At 62.2% G+C, this 17,579-nt stretch carries 16 protein-coding genes; 11 read left to right on the top strand and 5 right to left on the bottom strand.

Annotation, left to right across the window (positions count from 1 at the left end):
* Positions 1-37: 37 nt before the first annotated feature.
* Together flgM and flgA are read right to left on the bottom strand one after the other, a co-directional pair.
* Positions 38-346: a flagellar biosynthesis anti-sigma factor FlgM gene (gene flgM, locus V3H56_RS20455; RefSeq protein ID WP_042729801.1), complete on the bottom strand. Its 309-nt coding sequence runs from the start codon at positions 344-346 to the stop codon at positions 38-40.
* A 172-nt stretch (positions 347-518) separates the two neighbouring features.
* Positions 519-1,283 (bottom strand): flagellar basal body P-ring formation chaperone FlgA, encoded by a 765-nt coding sequence (gene flgA, locus V3H56_RS20450; protein WP_042729800.1) that lies wholly within the window; start codon positions 1,281-1,283, stop codon positions 519-521.
* A gap of 78 nt (positions 1,284-1,361) precedes the next feature.
* Between flgA and V3H56_RS20445 the strand changes: the two genes are divergently transcribed.
* From V3H56_RS20445 to flgE, 6 genes are all read left to right on the top strand, one after another.
* Entirely contained in the window at positions 1,362-2,288 is a 927-nt protein-coding gene (locus tag V3H56_RS20445) for a chemotaxis protein CheV (protein ID WP_042729799.1), read from the top strand.
* 54 nt (positions 2,289-2,342) lie between these two features.
* The gene (cheR, locus tag V3H56_RS20440) at positions 2,343-3,170 is read left to right on the top strand and encodes a protein-glutamate O-methyltransferase CheR (protein ID WP_042729798.1); all 828 of its coding nucleotides are present in this window, start codon (positions 2,343-2,345) and stop codon (positions 3,168-3,170) included.
* A gap of 351 nt (positions 3,171-3,521) precedes the next feature.
* Complete coding sequence (gene flgB / locus V3H56_RS20435) at positions 3,522-3,929, top strand: flagellar basal body rod protein FlgB (RefSeq protein WP_304554500.1); 408 nt, start codon at positions 3,522-3,524, stop codon at positions 3,927-3,929.
* Positions 3,930-3,932: 3 nt separating this feature from the next.
* A complete protein-coding gene (gene flgC, locus V3H56_RS20430) occupies positions 3,933-4,376 on the top strand; it encodes a flagellar basal body rod protein FlgC (RefSeq protein WP_042729796.1) in 444 nt (147 codons plus the stop codon).
* A gap of 15 nt (positions 4,377-4,391) precedes the next feature.
* Positions 4,392-5,114 carry a flagellar hook assembly protein FlgD gene (flgD, locus tag V3H56_RS20425; RefSeq protein ID WP_042729795.1) on the top strand — a complete coding sequence of 241 codons (723 nt, stop codon included), beginning with the start codon at positions 4,392-4,394 and terminating at the stop codon, positions 5,112-5,114.
* 30 nt (positions 5,115-5,144) lie between these two features.
* Positions 5,145-6,443, top strand: a complete 1,299-nt coding sequence (gene flgE, locus V3H56_RS20420; RefSeq protein WP_042729794.1) for a flagellar hook protein FlgE — start codon at positions 5,145-5,147, stop codon at positions 6,441-6,443.
* Between the two features lie 350 nt (positions 6,444-6,793).
* On the opposite strand, the gene V3H56_RS20415 is transcribed toward flgE, so the two are convergent.
* Complete coding sequence (locus tag V3H56_RS20415) at positions 6,794-9,685, bottom strand: ribonucleoside-diphosphate reductase subunit alpha (protein WP_338473822.1); 2,892 nt, start codon at positions 9,683-9,685, stop codon at positions 6,794-6,796.
* An 858-nt stretch (positions 9,686-10,543) separates the two neighbouring features.
* On the opposite strand from V3H56_RS20415, the gene V3H56_RS20410 reads away from it, so the two are divergent.
* Positions 10,544-11,266 carry a response regulator transcription factor gene (locus tag V3H56_RS20410; RefSeq protein WP_042729792.1) on the top strand — a complete coding sequence of 241 codons (723 nt, stop codon included), beginning with the start codon at positions 10,544-10,546 and terminating at the stop codon, positions 11,264-11,266.
* A complete protein-coding gene (locus V3H56_RS20405) occupies positions 11,263-12,873 on the top strand; it encodes an ATP-binding protein (protein ID WP_338473821.1) in 1,611 nt (536 codons plus the stop codon). The genes V3H56_RS20410 and V3H56_RS20405 overlap by 4 nt, the downstream gene beginning before the upstream one ends.
* 114 nt (positions 12,874-12,987) lie before the next feature.
* On the opposite strand, the gene V3H56_RS20400 is transcribed toward V3H56_RS20405, so the two are convergent.
* A complete protein-coding gene (locus V3H56_RS20400; protein ID WP_338473820.1) occupies positions 12,988-13,713 on the bottom strand; it encodes a 4'-phosphopantetheinyl transferase in 726 nt (241 codons plus the stop codon).
* A 112-nt stretch (positions 13,714-13,825) separates the two neighbouring features.
* Positions 13,826-14,617, bottom strand: coding sequence for a dienelactone hydrolase family protein (locus V3H56_RS20395; RefSeq protein ID WP_042731786.1), 792 nt, complete (start codon positions 14,615-14,617; stop codon positions 13,826-13,828).
* Between the two features lie 152 nt (positions 14,618-14,769).
* On the opposite strand from V3H56_RS20395, the gene V3H56_RS20390 reads away from it, so the two are divergent.
* The 3 genes from V3H56_RS20390 to V3H56_RS20380 all read left to right on the top strand — a co-directional run bounded on the left by V3H56_RS20390 (position 14,770) and on the right by V3H56_RS20380 (position 17,495).
* Entirely contained in the window at positions 14,770-15,369 is a 600-nt protein-coding gene (locus V3H56_RS20390) for a membrane protein (protein WP_042731785.1), read from the top strand.
* Between the two features lie 105 nt (positions 15,370-15,474).
* Entirely contained in the window at positions 15,475-16,152 is a 678-nt protein-coding gene (locus V3H56_RS20385; protein WP_047736550.1) for a response regulator, read from the top strand.
* Positions 16,149-17,495 (top strand): ATP-binding protein, encoded by a 1,347-nt coding sequence (locus V3H56_RS20380; protein WP_338473819.1) that lies wholly within the window; start codon positions 16,149-16,151, stop codon positions 17,493-17,495. Before V3H56_RS20385 ends, V3H56_RS20380 begins: the two co-directional genes overlap by 4 nt.
* Positions 17,496-17,579 lie beyond the last annotated feature (84 nt).

Raw genomic sequence — 17,579 nt, 5'->3', positions numbered from 1 at the left:
GGTCTTAAGCGTCCAAAAGCCTGGCGCAGGCGGCGGCCTAGCGCTGGGCTTCGAAGTTGAGCAGTTTGCTGGCTACGCGGTTGCTGTCGACTTTATAGCTGCCATCGGCGATGGCTGCTTTCAACTCGGCCACGCGGGCGTTGTCGACGACAGGTTGATCGCGCAGCTTGTCAGTGACCTTCTGCAACTGCTGAGCCTCATTGCTGAGGTGAACCGACTCTCCATTGCTGACTTGTTCGGCCGGCGTAGACAACGGCGCGGATTTGTCGGCTTCCTTGCTGGCGCTGGTACGCGTAGTGCCTGTCAACGGTGAAGAGCTGTTTAAACGATTGAAGTCGATGACCATGGTAGAAAACCTCTGGATATTTGGACGCTTGCCATGTTTTCGGCCATCCCTAAAAAAACTTTAGGCTCATTTATCCAATGAACGTGCGCACGTCTGCGCTTGCCTTTGCGTAAGGCACAGTCTAGGGAACAGCGAGGTCAAGCGCCAGCTTTCTACCTGCCTGCGTAAAGTACTACATGGCCACTTCCACCTGGCCGGGGGCGATGACCTGAGCCTTGATCACCCGTTGGGAGTTGAGGTTCTTCACTCGGATCTGCTCGCGCATGCCGCCGTTGGACAGGGCCTCGCCGGGCATTCGCACGGCCAGGGTGCCGCTGCGGGCGGTGATGACCACCTGGTCGCCCTTGCGGACCACTTCGGCCTGTTCCAGGTGCACCTGGGTGATGACCTGGTCGGCGACCATTGGTCGGACAAGTTTCTGCCCGATGGCCTCATCCACCGACGTCAGGAAGCCCTGGCTGATCTGGCTGACGTCACGTTCGCGCAGCACCACGTCCTGCGGCTCGACGATCCCGGCCCGCTTGAGCGGACGAGTGGTCGTGACGATTTCACGAAACAGGCGCACCTGGGCGGGCACGAACACCGTCCAGGGCGCGGCGCTGTCGCAGCGCACCTTCACCGTGACGCGGCCCAGCGGGCGGGCCGGGCTTTCCAGCGAGGCAGTCAATTCCTTGTCGCACATCGGCATGCGCAGGCGTGGGTCGAGCTGGTTGACTTCGATTTCGTAGCGACCTTCGGTTTGACTGGTTGCCAGATAGTCTTCTACGGTGAATTCAAGAAAGCCTTGAGTGACGCCGATAAGGAGATCAGGCAAGGTAACCGGAGCCTCCGCGAGAGCCGGGTTGCCCCAGGTGAACAGGCAGGCAGCCAACAGTGCACCGAGCCAGTGGCGGCAGTGAGTGGTCAGGCGTCGAGAAAATGTCGTTTGTGCGTTCATGCCGGTTGAATAGCAAGCCCCGTGCCGTTTAGTGATGAATGCGCGTCGGACCCATTAGCGTTAGGTAGGAGTCAGGGCATGGCGGGAGTAATGGACTCGGTAAACCAGCGGACACAGCTGGTCGGTCAGAATCGCCTGGAGCTGTTGCTGTTCCGTCTCGACGGCCAGCAGTTGTACGGGATCAACGTATTCAAGGTGCGCGAGGTGCTGCAATGCCCCAAGCTGACCCTGATGCCCAAGTCCAGTCCCGTGGTGTGCGGTGTGGCAAACATTCGGGGAGCGACCATCCCCATCCTCGACCTGGCGATGGCGACCGGTTCGGGGCGGTTGATGGACCAGAGCAATCCGTTCGTGATCATCACCGAGTACAACACCAAGACCCAGGGTTTCCTGGTGCGCTCGGTGGAACGCATCGTCAACATGAACTGGGAGGAGATCCATCCGCCGCCCAAGGGCACCGGTCGCGATCACTACCTGACGGCGGTGACCCGGGTCGATAGCCAGTTGGTGGAAATCATCGACGTGGAGAAAATCCTCGCCGAAGTGGCGCCGACCACGGAAACGATTTCCCAGGGTGTGGTGGATGCCGAAACCCAGCACAAGGCGATTTCGCTGCGGGTGCTGACCGTGGATGATTCGTCGGTGGCGCGCAAGCAGGTGACCCGTTGCCTGCAAACCATCGGCGTCGAGGTGATTGCATTGAACGACGGTCGGCAGGCGCTGGATTACCTGCGCACGCTGGTCGACGAGGGCAAGAAGCCGGAAGAGGAGTTCCTGATGATGATCTCCGACATCGAGATGCCGGAGATGGACGGGTACACCCTCACTTCGGAGATCCGCAGCGACCCGCGTATGCAGAAACTGCATATCATCTTGCACACGTCGTTGTCCGGGGTGTTCAACCAGGCGATGGTCAAGAAGGTCGGTGCCGACGATTTCCTGGCAAAATTCCGGCCCGATGACCTGGCGTCCCGGGTGGTCGATCGAATCAAGTCAGTAGAATAAAAGGTCGGGCGCATTGTGCGCCCGGCACATCAATACAATGAAAGAGGCGGTATCTTGTCTACGGGTAATTTGGATTTCGAACAGTTCCGGGTCTTCCTGGAAAAAGCCTGTGGCATATTGCTTGGTGAAAACAAGCAATACCTGGTGTCGAGCCGTCTCAACAAATTGATGGAGCAACAGGGCCTCAAGACGTTGGGCGAGCTGGTGCAGCGCATCCAGACCCAGCCGCGCAGTGGCTTGCGCGAGATGGTGGTGGACGCCATGACCACCAACGAAACCTTGTGGTTTCGCGACACCTATCCGTTCGAGGTGTTGAAGAACAAAGTGCTGCCGGCGGCCATCAAGGCCAGTCCGGGCCAGCGCCTGCGGATCTGGTCGGCGGCCTGCTCGTCGGGACAGGAGCCGTATTCGCTGTCGATGTCCATCGACGAGTTCGAGCGGACCAACATCGGCCAGTTGAAGGGGGGCGTGCAGATCGTCGCCACCGACCTGTCCGGGACCATGCTCAACAACTGCAAGACCGGCGAGTACGACAGCCTGGCCATCGGTCGCGGCCTGTCGCCCGATCGCTTGCAGCGCTACTTCGATCCGAAGGGGCCGGGGCGTTGGGTGGTCAAGGCACCGATCAAGAATCGGGTGGAGTTCCGCTCGTTCAACCTGCTGGACAGCTATGCCAGCCTGGGCAAGTTCGACATCGTGTTCTGCCGCAACGTGCTGATCTACTTCTCGGCCGAAGTGAAGAAGGACATCCTGATGCGTATCCACGGCACCCTGAAGCCCGGTGGCTACCTGTTCCTCGGGGCTTCCGAGGCGTTGAACGGCTTGCCGGATCATTACCAGATGGTCCAGTGCAGCCCGGGGATCATCTACCAGGCGAAGTGATTGGCCGGTGTGTCAAAAAACGGGAGCCCTTTAAGGCTCCCTTTTTTTGCCTGCCACCTTTCATCAAATCCCCCCAATCTCCTGTGGGAGCGGGCTTGCCCGCGAAGGCGATCCAATAGAGACATTGATGCCGACTGATACACCGCTTTCGCGGCAAGCCCGCTCCCACCATTAATCGCCGTTGACGCTGAGAGCGGCAGAAAAGCGGCAGCCAAGCGGAAGCCCATTGCCGCTTTTCTGGCATTGCCGCCTTGCCGCTGCCCGCAAAGCCCCGGTTTATGGGCTTTTGGAAAGTGGCACGACGCTTGCTATAGCCATCGTACGTACATTGGTCACCCAAAGGTTTGTGCCATGAGCATCAGCTTCGATAAAGCGCTCGGTATCCATGAAAAGGCCCTGAGCTTCCGCGCCCAGCGTGCCGAAGTCCTGGCCAACAACATCGCCAACGCCGATACCCCGAACTACAAGGCCCGGGATCTGGACTTCTCCAAAGTGCTCGCCGAGCAGAACGAGAAGACCAAGAACGGCAGCTTCGCCCTGAACATGACCAACAGCCGTCATATCGAGGCCGAGGGCCTGGGCAATGGCGACGAGTCGCTGATGTATCGCACGCCGATGCAACCGTCCATCGACCAGAACACCGTGGACGCTCAACTGGAACAGTCCAACTACGCGGAGAACTCCGTGAACTTCCAGGCCAGCTTCACGCTGCTCAACAGCAAATTCAAAGGGCTGGTATCGGCCCTGCGCGGAGAGTAATCCATGTCGATCGCGAGCGTATTCAACATCGCCGGCAGTGCCATGAGTGCCCAGACCACTCGCCTGAACACCGTCGCCAGTAACATCGCCAACGCCGAGACCGTGTCGTCGAGCATCGACCAGACCTACCGTGCTCGTCACCCGGTGTTCGCCACCATGTTCCAGGCTGGCCAGAACGGCGGCAGCGACTCGCTGTTCCAGGAGCAGGACGCGGCCGGGCAGGGCGTGCAGGTGTTGGGCGTGGTCGAAGACCAGAGCAACCTCGAAGCACGTTACGAGCCTAACCATCCGGCTGCCGACGCCAAGGGTTACGTCTACTACCCGAACGTCAACGTCGTCGAGGAAATGGCCGACATGATTTCCGCCAGTCGTTCGTTCCAGACCAACGCCGAAATGATGAACACCGCCAAAACCATGATGCAGAAGGTCCTGACCCTCGGTCAGTGATAAGGGGCGAGTCACATGAGTGTTACCAACACCACCGGTGGTCTGAGTCTCAACGAGATCCTGGCGAACTCGTCGGTCAAGACCACTAGCGCCAGCGACAGCCTGACCTCGGCCACCAGCGCGGCGACCGGCAAGAAGGAGCTGGGCAAGGATGCGTTCCTGCAACTGCTCGTTACCCAGCTGAAAAACCAGAACCCGCTGGAGCCCCAGGACAACGGCGAGTTCGTGGCCCAACTGGCGCAGTTCAGCAGCCTGGAAGGCATCACCACCCTCAACCAGACGGTGAGCGGTATCGCCGGCAACTACAACTCGTCCCAAGCCTTGCAGGCGTCGTCGCTGGTCGGGCGCTCGGTCATTGCCCCGGGCGACAAGGCCGTGGTCGATACCTCCAAGAGCCTCAACGGCACGGTGGTGGTTCCGGCATCGGTTTCCTCCGTCGCGGTCAAGATCGTCGACAAGGACGGCAAGACCGTGCGCACCATCGACCTGGGCAGCCAGAAGGCCGGCAACTCCGCCTTCATCTGGGATGGCAAGAACGACGCGGGCACGACGGTCGAGTCGGGCACTTATACCTTCGCGGCCTCGACGACTATCGACGGCCAGGCCACGTCGCTGATCACCAACCTGCCGGCAACGGTCAGCAGCGTGACGATCAGCCAGACGGGCGGTGAGTTGATGCTCAACCTCGCCGGGCTGGGCAGCATCGCCCTGTCCAAAGTACAAACTATTGGTATGTAAGAGCCGACTAACCCGGCAAAGGAGTGGAAAATGTCTTTCAACATCGGCCTTAGCGGTCTCTATGCAGCCAACAAGCAGCTGGACGTTACCGGCAACAACATCGCCAACGTGGCGACCACCGGTTTCAAATCGTCTCGCGCGGAATTCGAAGATGTCTACTCGGCCACCAAGCTGGGTTCGGGCAGCAAGACCGTCGGCAACGGCGTGCGCCTGGCCAACGTTTCCCAACAGTTCGGCCAGGGTGACGTCAACAACACCGGCAACGTGCTGGACATGGGCATCCAGGGCCAGGGCTTCTTCGTCCTGAGCAACGACGGTTCGCTGAGCTACACCCGTGCCGGTACCTTCAAGACCGACAAGGAAGGCTTCATCACCAACACCGATGGCACTTCGCGCCTGCAAGGCTACGGTGTGGACGCCAACGGCAAGATCCAGAACGGCATCCTGACCGACCTGCGCATCGACACCTCCAACCTGCCGCCGCAAGCGACCAGCCTGGTGTCGTCGACCATCAACCTGAACTCGACGGCGCCGGCGATCACCGCGGCGTTCAACCCGAGCGACACGGCGACCTTCACCAAGCAGTTCACCACCCCGGTCTATGACACCCAGGGCAACCAGCACTCCATGGACCAGTACATGGTCAAGACGGCTGGCAACACCTGGAACGTCTATACGCTGATCGACGGTCGTAACCTCAACGGCAGCTTGCCGACCACGACGGGGGCGACCGCACCGGTGCCTTCGACCATGACCTTCGATTCGAGCGGCAAGCTGACCCAGGTGAGCACGCCTCCTGCGACCATCAACAACGACCTGGTGCTGACGGGCTGGGTGCCGGGCACCGTGACCAACGGCGTGTGGGCGGCCAATGGAGCTGCGAGTGCGCCAAGCATCACGATCTCGATGACCAACACCACGCAGTTCAACGCCGACACTGCGCGTTCGATTCCGACCCAGAACGGCTACGCCACCGGCCAGATCACCAACCTGACCATCGACGGCAGCGGCGTATTGCTGGCCAACTTCAGCAACAACCAGACCAAGCCGATCGGCCAGCTCGCCCTTGCCAGCTTCACCAACGAGCAGGGCCTGCAACCGGTAGGTGGCACCAGTTGGAAGGAAACCTTCGACTCGGGTATCCCGGGCTACGACGCTCCAACCACTGGCACCCTGGGTTCGATCGTCTCCAACTCCCTGGAAGAGTCCAACGTCAACCTGACCAACGAACTGGTCGAGCTGATCAAGGCGCAGAGCAACTACCAGGCGAACGCCAAGACCATCTCCACCCAAAGCACCATCATGCAGACCATCATTCAGATGACCTGATGCCTCAGGTGGCTTGAAGGCTGCACAAGGAGCCCCTCGCAAGAGGGGCTTTTTTCTGCTCCGCTTGTTTTGGCCGTATCGCGAATAGACCTGTGTTCATTCAGATCCCTGTGGGAGCGGGCTTGCTCGCGAAAGCGGTGGTTCAGTCAATGACAATTGTTGGATGTACCGACGCCTTCGCGAGCAAGCCCGCTCCCACATTGGAATGCGTTCCCTTGTGGGAGCGAGCTTGCTCGCGATGGGGCCAGGTCAGGCGCTACTTTCCTCCAGACAAAAGAAAACCCCCGATAAACCAGCGGTCTATCGGGGGCTTCTTTCAGCGGGCGCTTTGCAACGCCCGCCGGCTCAGCTTATTGGCAAGCTTCGCAATCCGGCTCGTCGATCGCGCAGGCCTTTGGCACTGGCGCCGGGCCGGCGGGAGCGGCCAGGACCGAGTCGTCACCGTGGTTGCCGCCGCTGGAAACAGCGTTCAGCTTGCCGGTGTTGATGGTCGACTTCTCGGTGCTGGTAGCGGCCAGGGCACGGAGGTAGTAGGTGGTCTTCAGGCCACGGTACCAGGCCATGCGGTAGGTCACGTCCAGCTTCTTGCCCGAGGCGCCGGCGATGTACAGGTTCAGCGACTGAGCCTGGTCGATCCACTTCTGGCGACGGCTGGCGGCGTCGACGATCCACTTGGTGTCCACTTCGAACGCGGTGGCGTAGAGCGCCTTGAGTTCCTGCGGGATGCGCTCGATCTGCTGCACCGAACCGTCGTAGTACTTCAGGTCGTTGATCATGACCGAGTCCCACAGGCCACGGGCCTTGAGGTCACGGACCAGGTAGGGGTTGATCACGGTGAACTCGCCCGACAGGTTCGATTTCACGTACAGGTTCTGGTAGGTCGGTTCGATCGACTGCGACACGCCGGTGATGTTGGCGATGGTGGCGGTCGGGGCGATGGCCATGATGTTGGAGTTACGGATGCCTTTCTGAACACGGGCGCGAACCGGTGCCCAGTCCAGGGATTCGTTCAGGTCAACGTCGATGTACTTCTCGCCACGGGACGCGATCAGGATCTGTTGCGAGTCCAGCGGCAGGATGCCCTTGGACCACAGCGAGCCCTGGAACGTCTCGTAGGCACCGCGCTCGTCGGCCAGGTCGCAGGACGCCTGGATCGCGTAGTAGCTGACCGCTTCCATGGACTTGTCGGCGAACTCGACCGCGGCATCGGAACCGTACGGGATGTGTTGCAGGTACAGCGCATCCTGGAAGCCCATGATGCCCAGGCCGACCGGACGGTGCTTGAAGTTGGAGTTCTTCGCCTGTGGGACCGAGTAGTAGTTGATGTCGATCACGTTGTCGAGCATGCGCACGGCGGTGTTCACGGTGCGTTGCAGCTTGGCGGTGTCCAGCTTGCCGTCGACGATGTGGTTCGGCAGGTTGATCGAGCCCAGGTTGCAGACGGCGATCTCGTCCTTGTTGGTGTTCAGGGTGATCTCGGTGCACAGGTTCGAGCTGTGGACCACGCCCACGTGCTGCTGCGGGCTGCGCAGGTTGCACGGATCCTTGAAGGTCAGCCATGGGTGGCCGGTCTCGAACAGCATCGAGAGCATCTTGCGCCACAGGTCCTTGGCCTGGACGACCTTGAACAACTTGATCTTGTTGTACTCGGTCAGGGCTTCGTAGTACTCGTAGCGCTCTTCGAAGGCCTTGCCGGTCAGGTCGTGCAGGTCCGGTACTTCGGACGGCGAAAACAGGGTCCACTTGCCGTCGTCGAAGACGCGCTTCATGAACAGGTCAGGGATCCAGTTGGCAGTGTTCATGTCGTGGGTACGACGGCGATCGTCACCGGTGTTCTTGCGCAGCTCGATGAACTCTTCGATGTCCATGTGCCAGGTTTCCAGGTACGCACAGACCGCGCCTTTGCGCTTGCCGCCCTGGTTGACCGCGACGGCGGTGTCGTTGACCACCTTGAGGAACGGCACGACGCCCTGGGATTTGCCGTTGGTGCCCTTGATGTACGAGCCCAATGCGCGCACCGGGGTCCAGTCGTTGCCCAGGCCGCCGGCGAATTTCGACAGCATGGCGTTGTCGTGGATCGCGCCGTAGATGCCCGACAGGTCGTCCGGAACGGTGGTCAGGTAGCAGCTGGACAACTGTGGACGCAGGGTGCCGGCGTTGAACAGGGTCGGGGTCGACGCCATGTAGTCGAAGGACGACAGCAGGTTGTAGAACTCGATGGCACGGTCTTCTTTCTGCTTCTCTTCGATGGCCAGGCCCATGGCCACGCGCATGAAGAAGATCTGCGGCAGTTCGAAGCGGATACCGTCCTTGTGGATGAAGTAACGGTCGTACAGGGTTTGCAGGCCCAGGTAGGTGAACTGCTGGTCACGCTCGTGGTTGATCGCCTTGCCGAGTTTTTCCAGGTCGAAGGACGCCAGCACCGGGTTCAGCAGTTCGAATTCGATACCCTTGGCCACGTAGGCCGGCAGCGCCTTGGCGTACAGGTCGGCCATCTCGTGGTGGGTAGCGCTCTCGGCGACGTTCAGGAAGCTCAGGCCTTCGGCACGCAGGGTGTCCATCAGCAGGCGGGCGGTGACGAAGGAGTAGTTCGGCTCGCGCTCCACCAGGGTCCGCGCGGTCATGACCAGGGCGGTGTTGACGTCCTTGAGGGCGACGCCATCGTAGAGGTTCTTCAGGGTTTCGCGCTGGATCAGGTCGCCGTCGACTTCTTCCAGGCCTTCGCAGGCTTCGGTGACGATGGTGTTCAGGCGACCCATGTCCAGCGGTGCCAGGCTGCCATCGGTGCGGGCGATGCGGATCGACGGGTGGGCTTGTACCGGGGCTTCGCTGGGGGCGCGGGTGGCGCGTTCCTTGGCGCGGGAGTCACGGTAGATCACGTAGTCGCGGGCCACTTTCTGCTCGCCGGCACGCATCAGGGCCAGTTCGACCTGGTCCTGGATTTCCTCGATGTGGATGGTGCCGCCCGATGGCATGCGACGCTTGAAGGTCGCGGTGACCTGTTCGGTCAGGCGGGCCACGGTGTCGTGGATTCGCGACGAAGCGGCGGCGGTGCCACCTTCAACTGCGAGGAAGGCCTTGGTGATGGCGACGGTGATCTTGTCATCGGTGTAAGCGACGACAGTGCCGTTACGCTTGATCACACGCAGTTGGCCCGGTGCGGTGGCGGACAGATCCGGGCTCGAATCGGCGGCCAGCGGCGCGGTGCCCTGCGGGTTCTCGCGAGTTGTGTCGGTGTGCATGGGTGTCTCCACAGTCTCTATGTTTGTTTGGGCACCATCACGGTGCCCACCGTTCCGTCCTGAAGCACTACAACCGGCTGGCGCGCCGGGTATAACAACTTCGGGACAGTAGGAAACAGGCGTATGGCGCTGTTTCCATCCGAAGTTCTCGGGTTGCGAGCCGGGGCTCGGAACCGGATTTGCGGGTGGCAGCAATGGACTGCAACACCCGTACCGTTGTGGTCGTTTTCGACCTCGAAACGGTCGCCATCCGCAGGGGCGGTCTGGGCTTGGGGAAACGCGGTGCTTCAGTTGGACAGAAGCAAGAAAAGCGCTTGAAATCTCTGTCCAACTAGTGTTTGGTTTTTGGCCTGAACCCCTACATGTAGGGTTTTTTGCGCGGCGGGCTACAAGATAATGCGTTTTGGGGGGTGATGCAACGTACTACCTGTGGATAAGCCTGTGCGTAATTTGTGTGCGAAACATGGAACTACGCTGTAGGCCGCGACCTAGCTGGAGCGAGGCTTTTTTCATCGTTTTCAACCAGCCGAAAACAGTCCGGTGGTTTTTGCGGGCGCGGACGTTACCACACAAATCCCGGCTGACCGCACGCATTTAATGGCTTGTTTTCTCCGGGGGTGGCGTTTATACAATCGGCCGGTGTGCTGGCATGTTTATCCTCCTTTGATATGACAAAAAGAGGGGGCTGTATTCGAACCTTTGGAGCGAGCACTGTTGTGGCGAGGGAGCTTGCTCCCGCTGGGCTGCGAAGCGGCCCCGCTTTTTGCGATTGCTGCGCAATCGAGCGGGAGCAAGCTCCCTCGCCACAGGTAAGTGCTGATCCTTCTTTTTTATACTCACAGCAAGACGAGGCCCCCAGTGGAACAAGAAGCCTGGCAGGTATTGATCGTCGAGGATGACCAGCGTCTGGCCGAGCTGACCCGTGAGTACCTCGAAAGCAACGGCTTGCGCGTCGCCATCGAGGGCGATGGGGCGGTGGCGGCGGCGCGGATCATTGCCGAACAACCGGACCTGGTGATCCTCGACCTGATGCTGCCCGGCGAAGACGGCCTGAGCATCTGCCGCAAGGTGCGCGAGCAGTATGACGGACCGATCCTGATGCTCACGGCCCGCACTGACGACACCGACCAGATCCAGGGCCTGGACCTGGGCGCCGACGATTACGTCTGCAAGCCTGTGCGCCCGCGCCTGCTGCTGGCGCGGATCCAGGCCCTGCTGCGACGCAGTGAGCCGGAACCGTCCGCCACGCAAAAGCCGCGCCGCCTGGAGTTCGGCCCGCTGGTGGTGGACAATGCCCTGCGCGAAGCCTGGTTGCAGGGCAATGGCATCGAATTGACCAGCGCCGAGTTCGACCTGCTGTGGCTGCTGGTGTCGAACGCCGGGCGCATCCTGTCCCGGGAAGAAATCTTCACCGCGCTGCGCGGCATCGGCTATGACGGCCAGGACCGGTCCATCGACGTACGCATTTCGCGCATCCGTCCCAAGATCGGCGACGACCCGGACCATCCACGGCTGATCAAGACCGTGCGCAGCAAAGGCTACCTGTTCGTGCCCGAAGCCTGTGTAGACGCGGCGCCGTGAACTCGATCTTCCTGCGTATCTATGGCGGCATGTGCGCGGCCCTGGTGCTGGTGGCGGTGCTGGGCGTGCTGGCCCTGCACCTGCTCAACCAGGCCCGCAGCGAGCAATACCGCGAGCGCCTGGCCCACGGCACGTTCTCGTTGATGGCCGACAACCTGCGGCCGATGAACGACACCGAACGGCACCGAGCGCTGCTGGTCTGGGAGCGCCTGCTGGGCATTCCCCTGACGGTGCAGACATTCACCCAGACCCACCTGGACCTCAGTCAACGCACCCGCGTGCTGCGGGGCCAGGCGTTGGTCGAGCAGACCGGGCCCCACGCGGCGAAGGTCTACCGCCTGGTCAGCGATGGCGAGCAATTGGTGCTGGTGGGGGAAGTCCAGCAGATCAGCGAGCAACTGGCGCGGGCGACCATCTACCTGTTGGCCGACGAACTGGTGCGCTACCCGGTGGCCGAGCAACCCCGGAGGCTCGCCCAACTCAAGGAGGAAAAAGGCTTTGGTTTCGATTTGCGCCTCATGACCGCCGAGCAGGCGGACATGGACGAAGACCAGCGCCGCCGGGTGTCCGAGGGCGATACGGTGATGGCCTTGGGCAAGGGCGGCGATTCGATCCGCGTGTTCGCCGGCATGGTCGGCACGCCGTGGGTCCTGGAGATCGGGCCGCTGTACCAGATGAACCCTTATCCGCCGCAATGGCTGGTGCTGATCGCGGCGTTGGGGTTGAGCCTGATTGGCCTGATCGTCTACCTGCTGGTGCGTCAACTGGAGCGGCGCCTGCGTGGCCTGGAGTCGGCCGCTACGCAAATCGCCCAGGGCAGCCTGGAAACCCGGGTGCCGGCTCGCGGCGCCGACTCGGTCGGGCGCCTGGCCGCTGCGTTCAACGGCATGGCCGAGCACTTGCAACAACTGTTGGCGATCCAACGTGAGCTGGTGCGAGCGGTGTCCCACGAACTGCGCACCCCGGTGGCGCGCCTGCGCTTCGGCCTGGAAATGCTCGGCACGGCCTCCACGCCCCAGGCCCGGGACAAATACCTGGCGGGCATGGACCACGACATCGAAGACCTCGACCGGCTGGTGGACGAGATGCTGACCTACGCCCGGTTGGAGCAGGGTTCGCCGGCGTTGAATTTCCAGCGGGTCGACCTGGACGCGCTGGTCAATCAGGTGATCGATGAACTGGGCCCGTTGCGCGCTGGTATCACCGTCGAGCGCGGGCTATGCCTGTCGGCCGCCGATTGTGACGGCGCCTGGGTCGAGGCCGAGCCACGGTTCCTGCACCGGGCCTTGCAGAACCTGGTGGGCAACGCCATGCGCCACGCCAGCTCGCGGGTGACCGTCAGCTACCAGGTGGGCCAGTTACGTTGTCGGGTGGACGTGGAGGATGACGGGCCAGGCGTGCCGGAGGCGGCCTGGGAGCGCATCTTCAAGCCCTTCCTGCGCCTGGACGACAGCCGCGCCCGCGCTTCGGGCGGGCATGGTCTGGGCCTGTCGATCGTGCGGCGGATCATCCACTGGCACGACGGCCGGGCGTTGATCGGCAAGAGCAAGAGCCTGGGCGGGGCATGTTTCAGCTTGAGCTGGCCGCGGCATCAGGATCGGTCTTGATAGGTGGGGTGTCTGTACTGGCCTCATCGCGAGCAAGCTCGCTCCCACATTGGCGCGCGCTCGACCTGTGGGAGCGAGCTTGCTCGCGATGAGGCCTTCCCAAACCCAACAACCTCAGGCCTTGATCCCCACCAGGCTCAATAACTGCCCATCCCGCACCCCAAACTGCGCCTGCAGCTCACTGCCATGGCGCCATTCGGTCGACAGGTCCGTCAGCAGGCGCAGGTGCACTTGTCCATCGCGCGTCCAATCCAGCACCTCGGCATGCTCGAAATAAAAGCGTTGCCCAACGAGGGGGTACAGCGCCTTGAACAGGCTTTCCTTCACGGAAAAGGTCAGGGTCACGAGCAGGGCCCGGTCATCGCGGCTTAGGGTGGCCATGCGCAGCAGCTCGGGTGGGGTGAGGATTTCACCGCACAGGCGCTCGGCGCGCTCGGGTTCCAGCAGGTTTTCCAGGTCCATGCCGAGTCCTCGCCAGTGGGTTTTCCTGGCGACGATGGCGGCCGCGTGGCCGTTGCTGTGGGTGATCGAGCCGCTGACATGGGCCGGCCACACCGGGGCCCGGTCTTCGCCAATGGCCGGCACGCAAGGCTGGCCATCGAGCCGTTGCAAAGCGGCCCGGGCACAGATGCGCCCGGCGAGGAATTCGGCCTGGCGCTTGGCCACCGAACGCTGGATGCTCGCCGGCGGCTCGATGGCGCTGTTCAGGAAGTCATCCGCGCCCAGCCGTGCTGGATCGAAGCGGGTGCTCAGCAGCACCGTACCGGGCAGGGGTTCGGGCAACGGCCAGTGTTCATCCAGGGGCGAGCAGCAGGCGGGTAGGGTGGGGAGTGCGTTCATGGCGGGCATTTTGCCGGGTTGCCCGGGAGCTGGGTAGTGGGAGCAATGATGCCCTGAGTGAACAAGGCTTTTGTGGCGAGGGAGCAAGCTCCCTCGCCACGGATCTACAGGATCAATCGAAGATTTTCTTGAAGAACGCCTGCATGTCCGCCCACGATTTTTCGTCGGCCGACTTGTTGTAGCCAATGTCCGGCCCGCCGTGCTCGCCGTGGCTCAGGCGGTCGGCGTCAGGGTTGCTGAAGCCGTGCTTGGCACCGTCGAGGCTGACGAACTTATAGTCGGCGCCGGCCTTGTCCATCTCGCTCTTGAACGCCTTCACGTTCTCCTCAGTGACCATGCTGTCCAGCGCGCCGTGCTCGACCAGCACCTTGGCCTTGACGCTGCCGGGCGTGGCCGGGGTATTGGTCACCAGGGCACCGTGGAAACTCACCACGCCGGCCAGCGGCACGCCCTGGCGCGCGGCGTCCAGCACCACCTTGCCGCCGAAGCAGTAACCAATGGCGGCGAGTTTGTCCGGGTCGGTCTGGGGCTGCTTCTTCAGCAGGTCGAGCCCGGCCTGGAAGCGCGCACTGGCGGCCTTGCCATCCTTGAGCGCGGCCTGCATGAACGCCATGGCGTCCTTCGGATGCTCGGTGTTCTTGCCATCGCCGTACATGTCGATGGCCAGGGCACTGTAGCCCAGGCCGGCGAGGTCACGGGCGCGACGCTTGGCGTAATCGTTCAGCCCCCACCACTCGTGCACCACCACCACGCCCGGGCGCGGTCCTTTGACGGCGTCGTCGAAAGCGTAATAGCCGATCAGCTTCGTGCCGTCGGCACTGGTGTAGGGAATCTCCTGGGTCTGGACAGCGGCGTGGCTCATGCCACTGAGGGCCAGAAGTGCAACGGCAAGCAACCTGCGCATGGTGGATCTCCTTGAGAGGGGGGCGTATGGGACAAGACACTCTAGCCGATTCATTCAGCCAAGGTTCAGAGAACGTTCAAGGGGTGTTCAGGGACCGCTGGTTAACGTGACTGCGACTTCACCCACCACCCACGCTTGAAAGGAATTTGATCATGACTGCGATGAAGAAACTGCTGCTGGCTTTCACCGTGCTGGGCGCCAGCGCCATGGCCCACGCCGATGACAATTTCGCCAGCCTGACCCTGGGCCAGACCAGCGACAAGGTCAAGAAGTCCGATGCCTTGAACGACAACCTGAACCACCCGAACGCCGACGGCATCATCGGTAAAGACACCACCTATGGCATTCGCCTGGGCAAGCAGAACGATCAGGGTCGCTACTACGCCACCTATGACAATGTCTCGGGTACTCACAACGGCATCAAGCTGCGCCAGGAAAACCTGCTGGGCAGCTACGACGTGTTCTATCCGGTCACCAGCACCACCAAGCTGTTCGGCGGTGGCACAGCGGGCCTGACCAAGCTGACCCAGGATTCCCCCGGCTACAGCCGCGACAGCGACATCGGTTACGCCGTGGGCTTGCAGGGCGGCGTCCTGCAACAAATTTCGCAGAACACCTCGGTAGAACTGGGTTACCGTTACTTGCGCAGCAACGCCAGCACCGAGATGAGCCCCCACGGCGGCGACAAGGTCGGCTCGCTGGACCTGACCAGCAGCGCTCAGACCTACCTGTCGGCCAACTACACGTTCTAAGCGGCGTGGGGTGAGCGTATCCCGCCGGATCGGCCCAAGACGATCCGGCGCCTTTCGTTGCGGTATACAGCACTGGATCGTTTGATTTGCCTGGGGAGAGGCTTCATGAAATTACTGGTCGTCGAAGACGAGGCTCTGCTGCGTCATCACCTGCAAACCCGTCTCACCGACAGCGGCCACGTGGTGCAGGCCGTCGCCAATGCCGAGGAGGCCTTGTACCAGGTCGCGGAATTCAACCATGACCTGGCCGTCGTCGACCTCGGCCTGCCGGGCATCAGCGGCCTGGAGCTGATCCGCCGGCTGCGTTCCCAGGACAAGACGTTCCCGATCCTGATCCTGACCGCCCGCGGCAACTGGCAGGACAAGGTCGAGGGCCTGGCCGCCGGGGCCGACGACTATGTGGTCAAGCCCTTCCAGTTCGAAGAGCTGGAAGCCCGCCTGAATGCGCTGTTGCGGCGCTCCAGCGGCTTCACCCAGTCGACCATCGTTGCCGGGCCATTGCTGCTGGACCTCAACCGCAAGCAGGCGTCCCTCGACGAAGAACCCCTGGCCCTGACCGCCTACGAGTACCGCATCCTCGAGTACCTGATGCGTCATCACCAGCAGGTGGTCGCCAAGGACCGCTTGATGGAACAGCTGTATCCCGATGACGACGAGCGCGATCCGAATGTCATCGAAGTGCTGGTCGGGCGCCTGCGCCGCAAGCTGGAGGCCCCCGGTGGCTTCAAGCCGATCGACACCGTGCGCGGGCTGGGCTACCTGTTCAACGAGCGCTGCCAGTGATTCGTTCGCTACGCCTGCGCTTGATGCTGGCCGCCATGACCCTGGCGGTGTTGTTCATGCTGGCGCTGCTGCCGGCGATGCAAGGTGCGTTCAGCCTGGCGTTGCAGGAGTCCATCGAGCAGCGCCTGGCGTCGGACGTGACCACGCTGATTTCCGCCGCCCGGGTGGAAAACAACCGCTTGAAGATGCCGACGCAACTGCCCGACGAGCGCTTCAACCTCGCCGATGCCCGGTTGCTGGGCTACATCTATGACCGCGACGGGCGATTGGTGTGGCGCTCGAAGGCCACGCGGGAAGAAAACATCAACTACACGCCGCGCTACGACGGCCAGGGCAACCAGTTCGCGCGAATCCGCGAGAACGATGGCCAGGAGTTTTTCGTCTATGACGTCGAGATCCAACTGCTCGGCGGGCAGAACGCGGCCTTCAGTATTGTCACCCTGCAACCGGTCCGCGACTACGAGGTGACCCTGCAAGGCCTGCGGGACAATCTCTACCTGGGTTTTGGCGCGGCCCTGCTGGTATTGCTGGCGCTGTTGTGGATCGGCCTGACCTGGGGCCTTCGGGCGTTGCGGCGCCTGAGCCAGGAGCTGGACGAAATCGAAAGCGGCGCCCGGGAAAGTCTTAGCACCGAGCATCCGCGGGAGTTGCTGCGCCTGACCGGTTCTCTCAACCGCCTGTTGTACAGCGAACGCGAGCAGCGCAGCCGTTATCGTGACTCCCTCGACGACCTGGCCCACAGCCTGAAAACCCCGCTGGCGGTGTTGCAGGGCGTCAGCGAAGACATGGCTCGGCGCCCCGAGGAGCGTGGACAGGCCTGGGTGCTGCAAAGCCAGATCGAACGCATGAGCCAGCAGATCGGTTACCAGTTGCAACGGGCCAGCCTGCGCAAGAGCGGGCTGGTGCGTCATCAGGTGCGCCTGCGTCCGGTATTGCAGAGCCTGTGCGACACCCTGGACAAGGTCTACCGCGACAAACGGGTCAACGTCGGTTTCGACCTGCCGGAGCACTGCCAGGTGCCGATCGAGCAGGGCGCCTTGCTGGAGATGCTCGGCAACCTGTTGGAAAACGCTTACCGGCTATGCCTGGGTGAGGTGCGGGTCAGCGTGCACCAGACCCTCGGCGGCATGGAGCTGTGTGTCGAGGACGACGGGCCAGGCGTGCCGCCGGACCAGCGGGCGCGGATCCTCCAGCGTGGCGAACGGCTGGACCGCCAGCACCCGGGGCAGGGGATTGGCCTGGCGGTGGTCAAGGACATCATCGAAAGCTACGGCGCCACGTTGACCCTGGGGGATTCGGAACTGGGCGGCGCGGCGTTCCGGATTCATTTTCCGGTGGTGTGACTGACATTTTTGCTGTGTCGGCGGGGCCTGTGGCGAGGGAGCTTGCTCCCGCTCGAGTGCGCAGCGCTCGCAAGTTTTTAGGGC

The organism is Pseudomonas sp. MS646, assembly GCF_036693845.1.
In the GTDB taxonomy this organism is placed as follows: Bacteria; Pseudomonadota; Gammaproteobacteria; order Pseudomonadales; family Pseudomonadaceae; genus Aquipseudomonas; species Aquipseudomonas chlororaphis_E.
This window is presented reverse-complemented; position numbering and strand designations above follow the sequence as displayed.

Coding starts and splice junctions, on each gene's coding strand:
- flgM (WP_042729801.1), bottom strand. CDS start 346: ATGGTCATCGACTTCAATCGTTTAAACAGCTCTTCACCGTTGACAGGC.
- flgA (WP_042729800.1), bottom strand. CDS start 1,283: ATGAACGCACAAACGACATTTTCTCGACGCCTGACCACTCACTGCCGC.
- V3H56_RS20445 (WP_042729799.1), top strand. CDS start 1,362: ATGGCGGGAGTAATGGACTCGGTAAACCAGCGGACACAGCTGGTCGGT.
- flgB (WP_304554500.1), top strand. CDS start 3,522: ATGAGCATCAGCTTCGATAAAGCGCTCGGTATCCATGAAAAGGCCCTG.
- flgC (WP_042729796.1), top strand. CDS start 3,933: ATGTCGATCGCGAGCGTATTCAACATCGCCGGCAGTGCCATGAGTGCC.
- flgD (WP_042729795.1), top strand. CDS start 4,392: ATGAGTGTTACCAACACCACCGGTGGTCTGAGTCTCAACGAGATCCTG.
- flgE (WP_042729794.1), top strand. CDS start 5,145: ATGTCTTTCAACATCGGCCTTAGCGGTCTCTATGCAGCCAACAAGCAG.
- V3H56_RS20415 (WP_338473822.1), bottom strand. CDS start 9,685: ATGCACACCGACACAACTCGCGAGAACCCGCAGGGCACCGCGCCGCTG.
- V3H56_RS20400 (WP_338473820.1), bottom strand. CDS start 13,713: ATGAACGCACTCCCCACCCTACCCGCCTGCTGCTCGCCCCTGGATGAA.
- V3H56_RS20395 (WP_042731786.1), bottom strand. CDS start 14,617: ATGCGCAGGTTGCTTGCCGTTGCACTTCTGGCCCTCAGTGGCATGAGC.
- V3H56_RS20390 (WP_042731785.1), top strand. CDS start 14,770: ATGACTGCGATGAAGAAACTGCTGCTGGCTTTCACCGTGCTGGGCGCC.
- V3H56_RS20385 (WP_047736550.1), top strand. CDS start 15,475: ATGAAATTACTGGTCGTCGAAGACGAGGCTCTGCTGCGTCATCACCTG.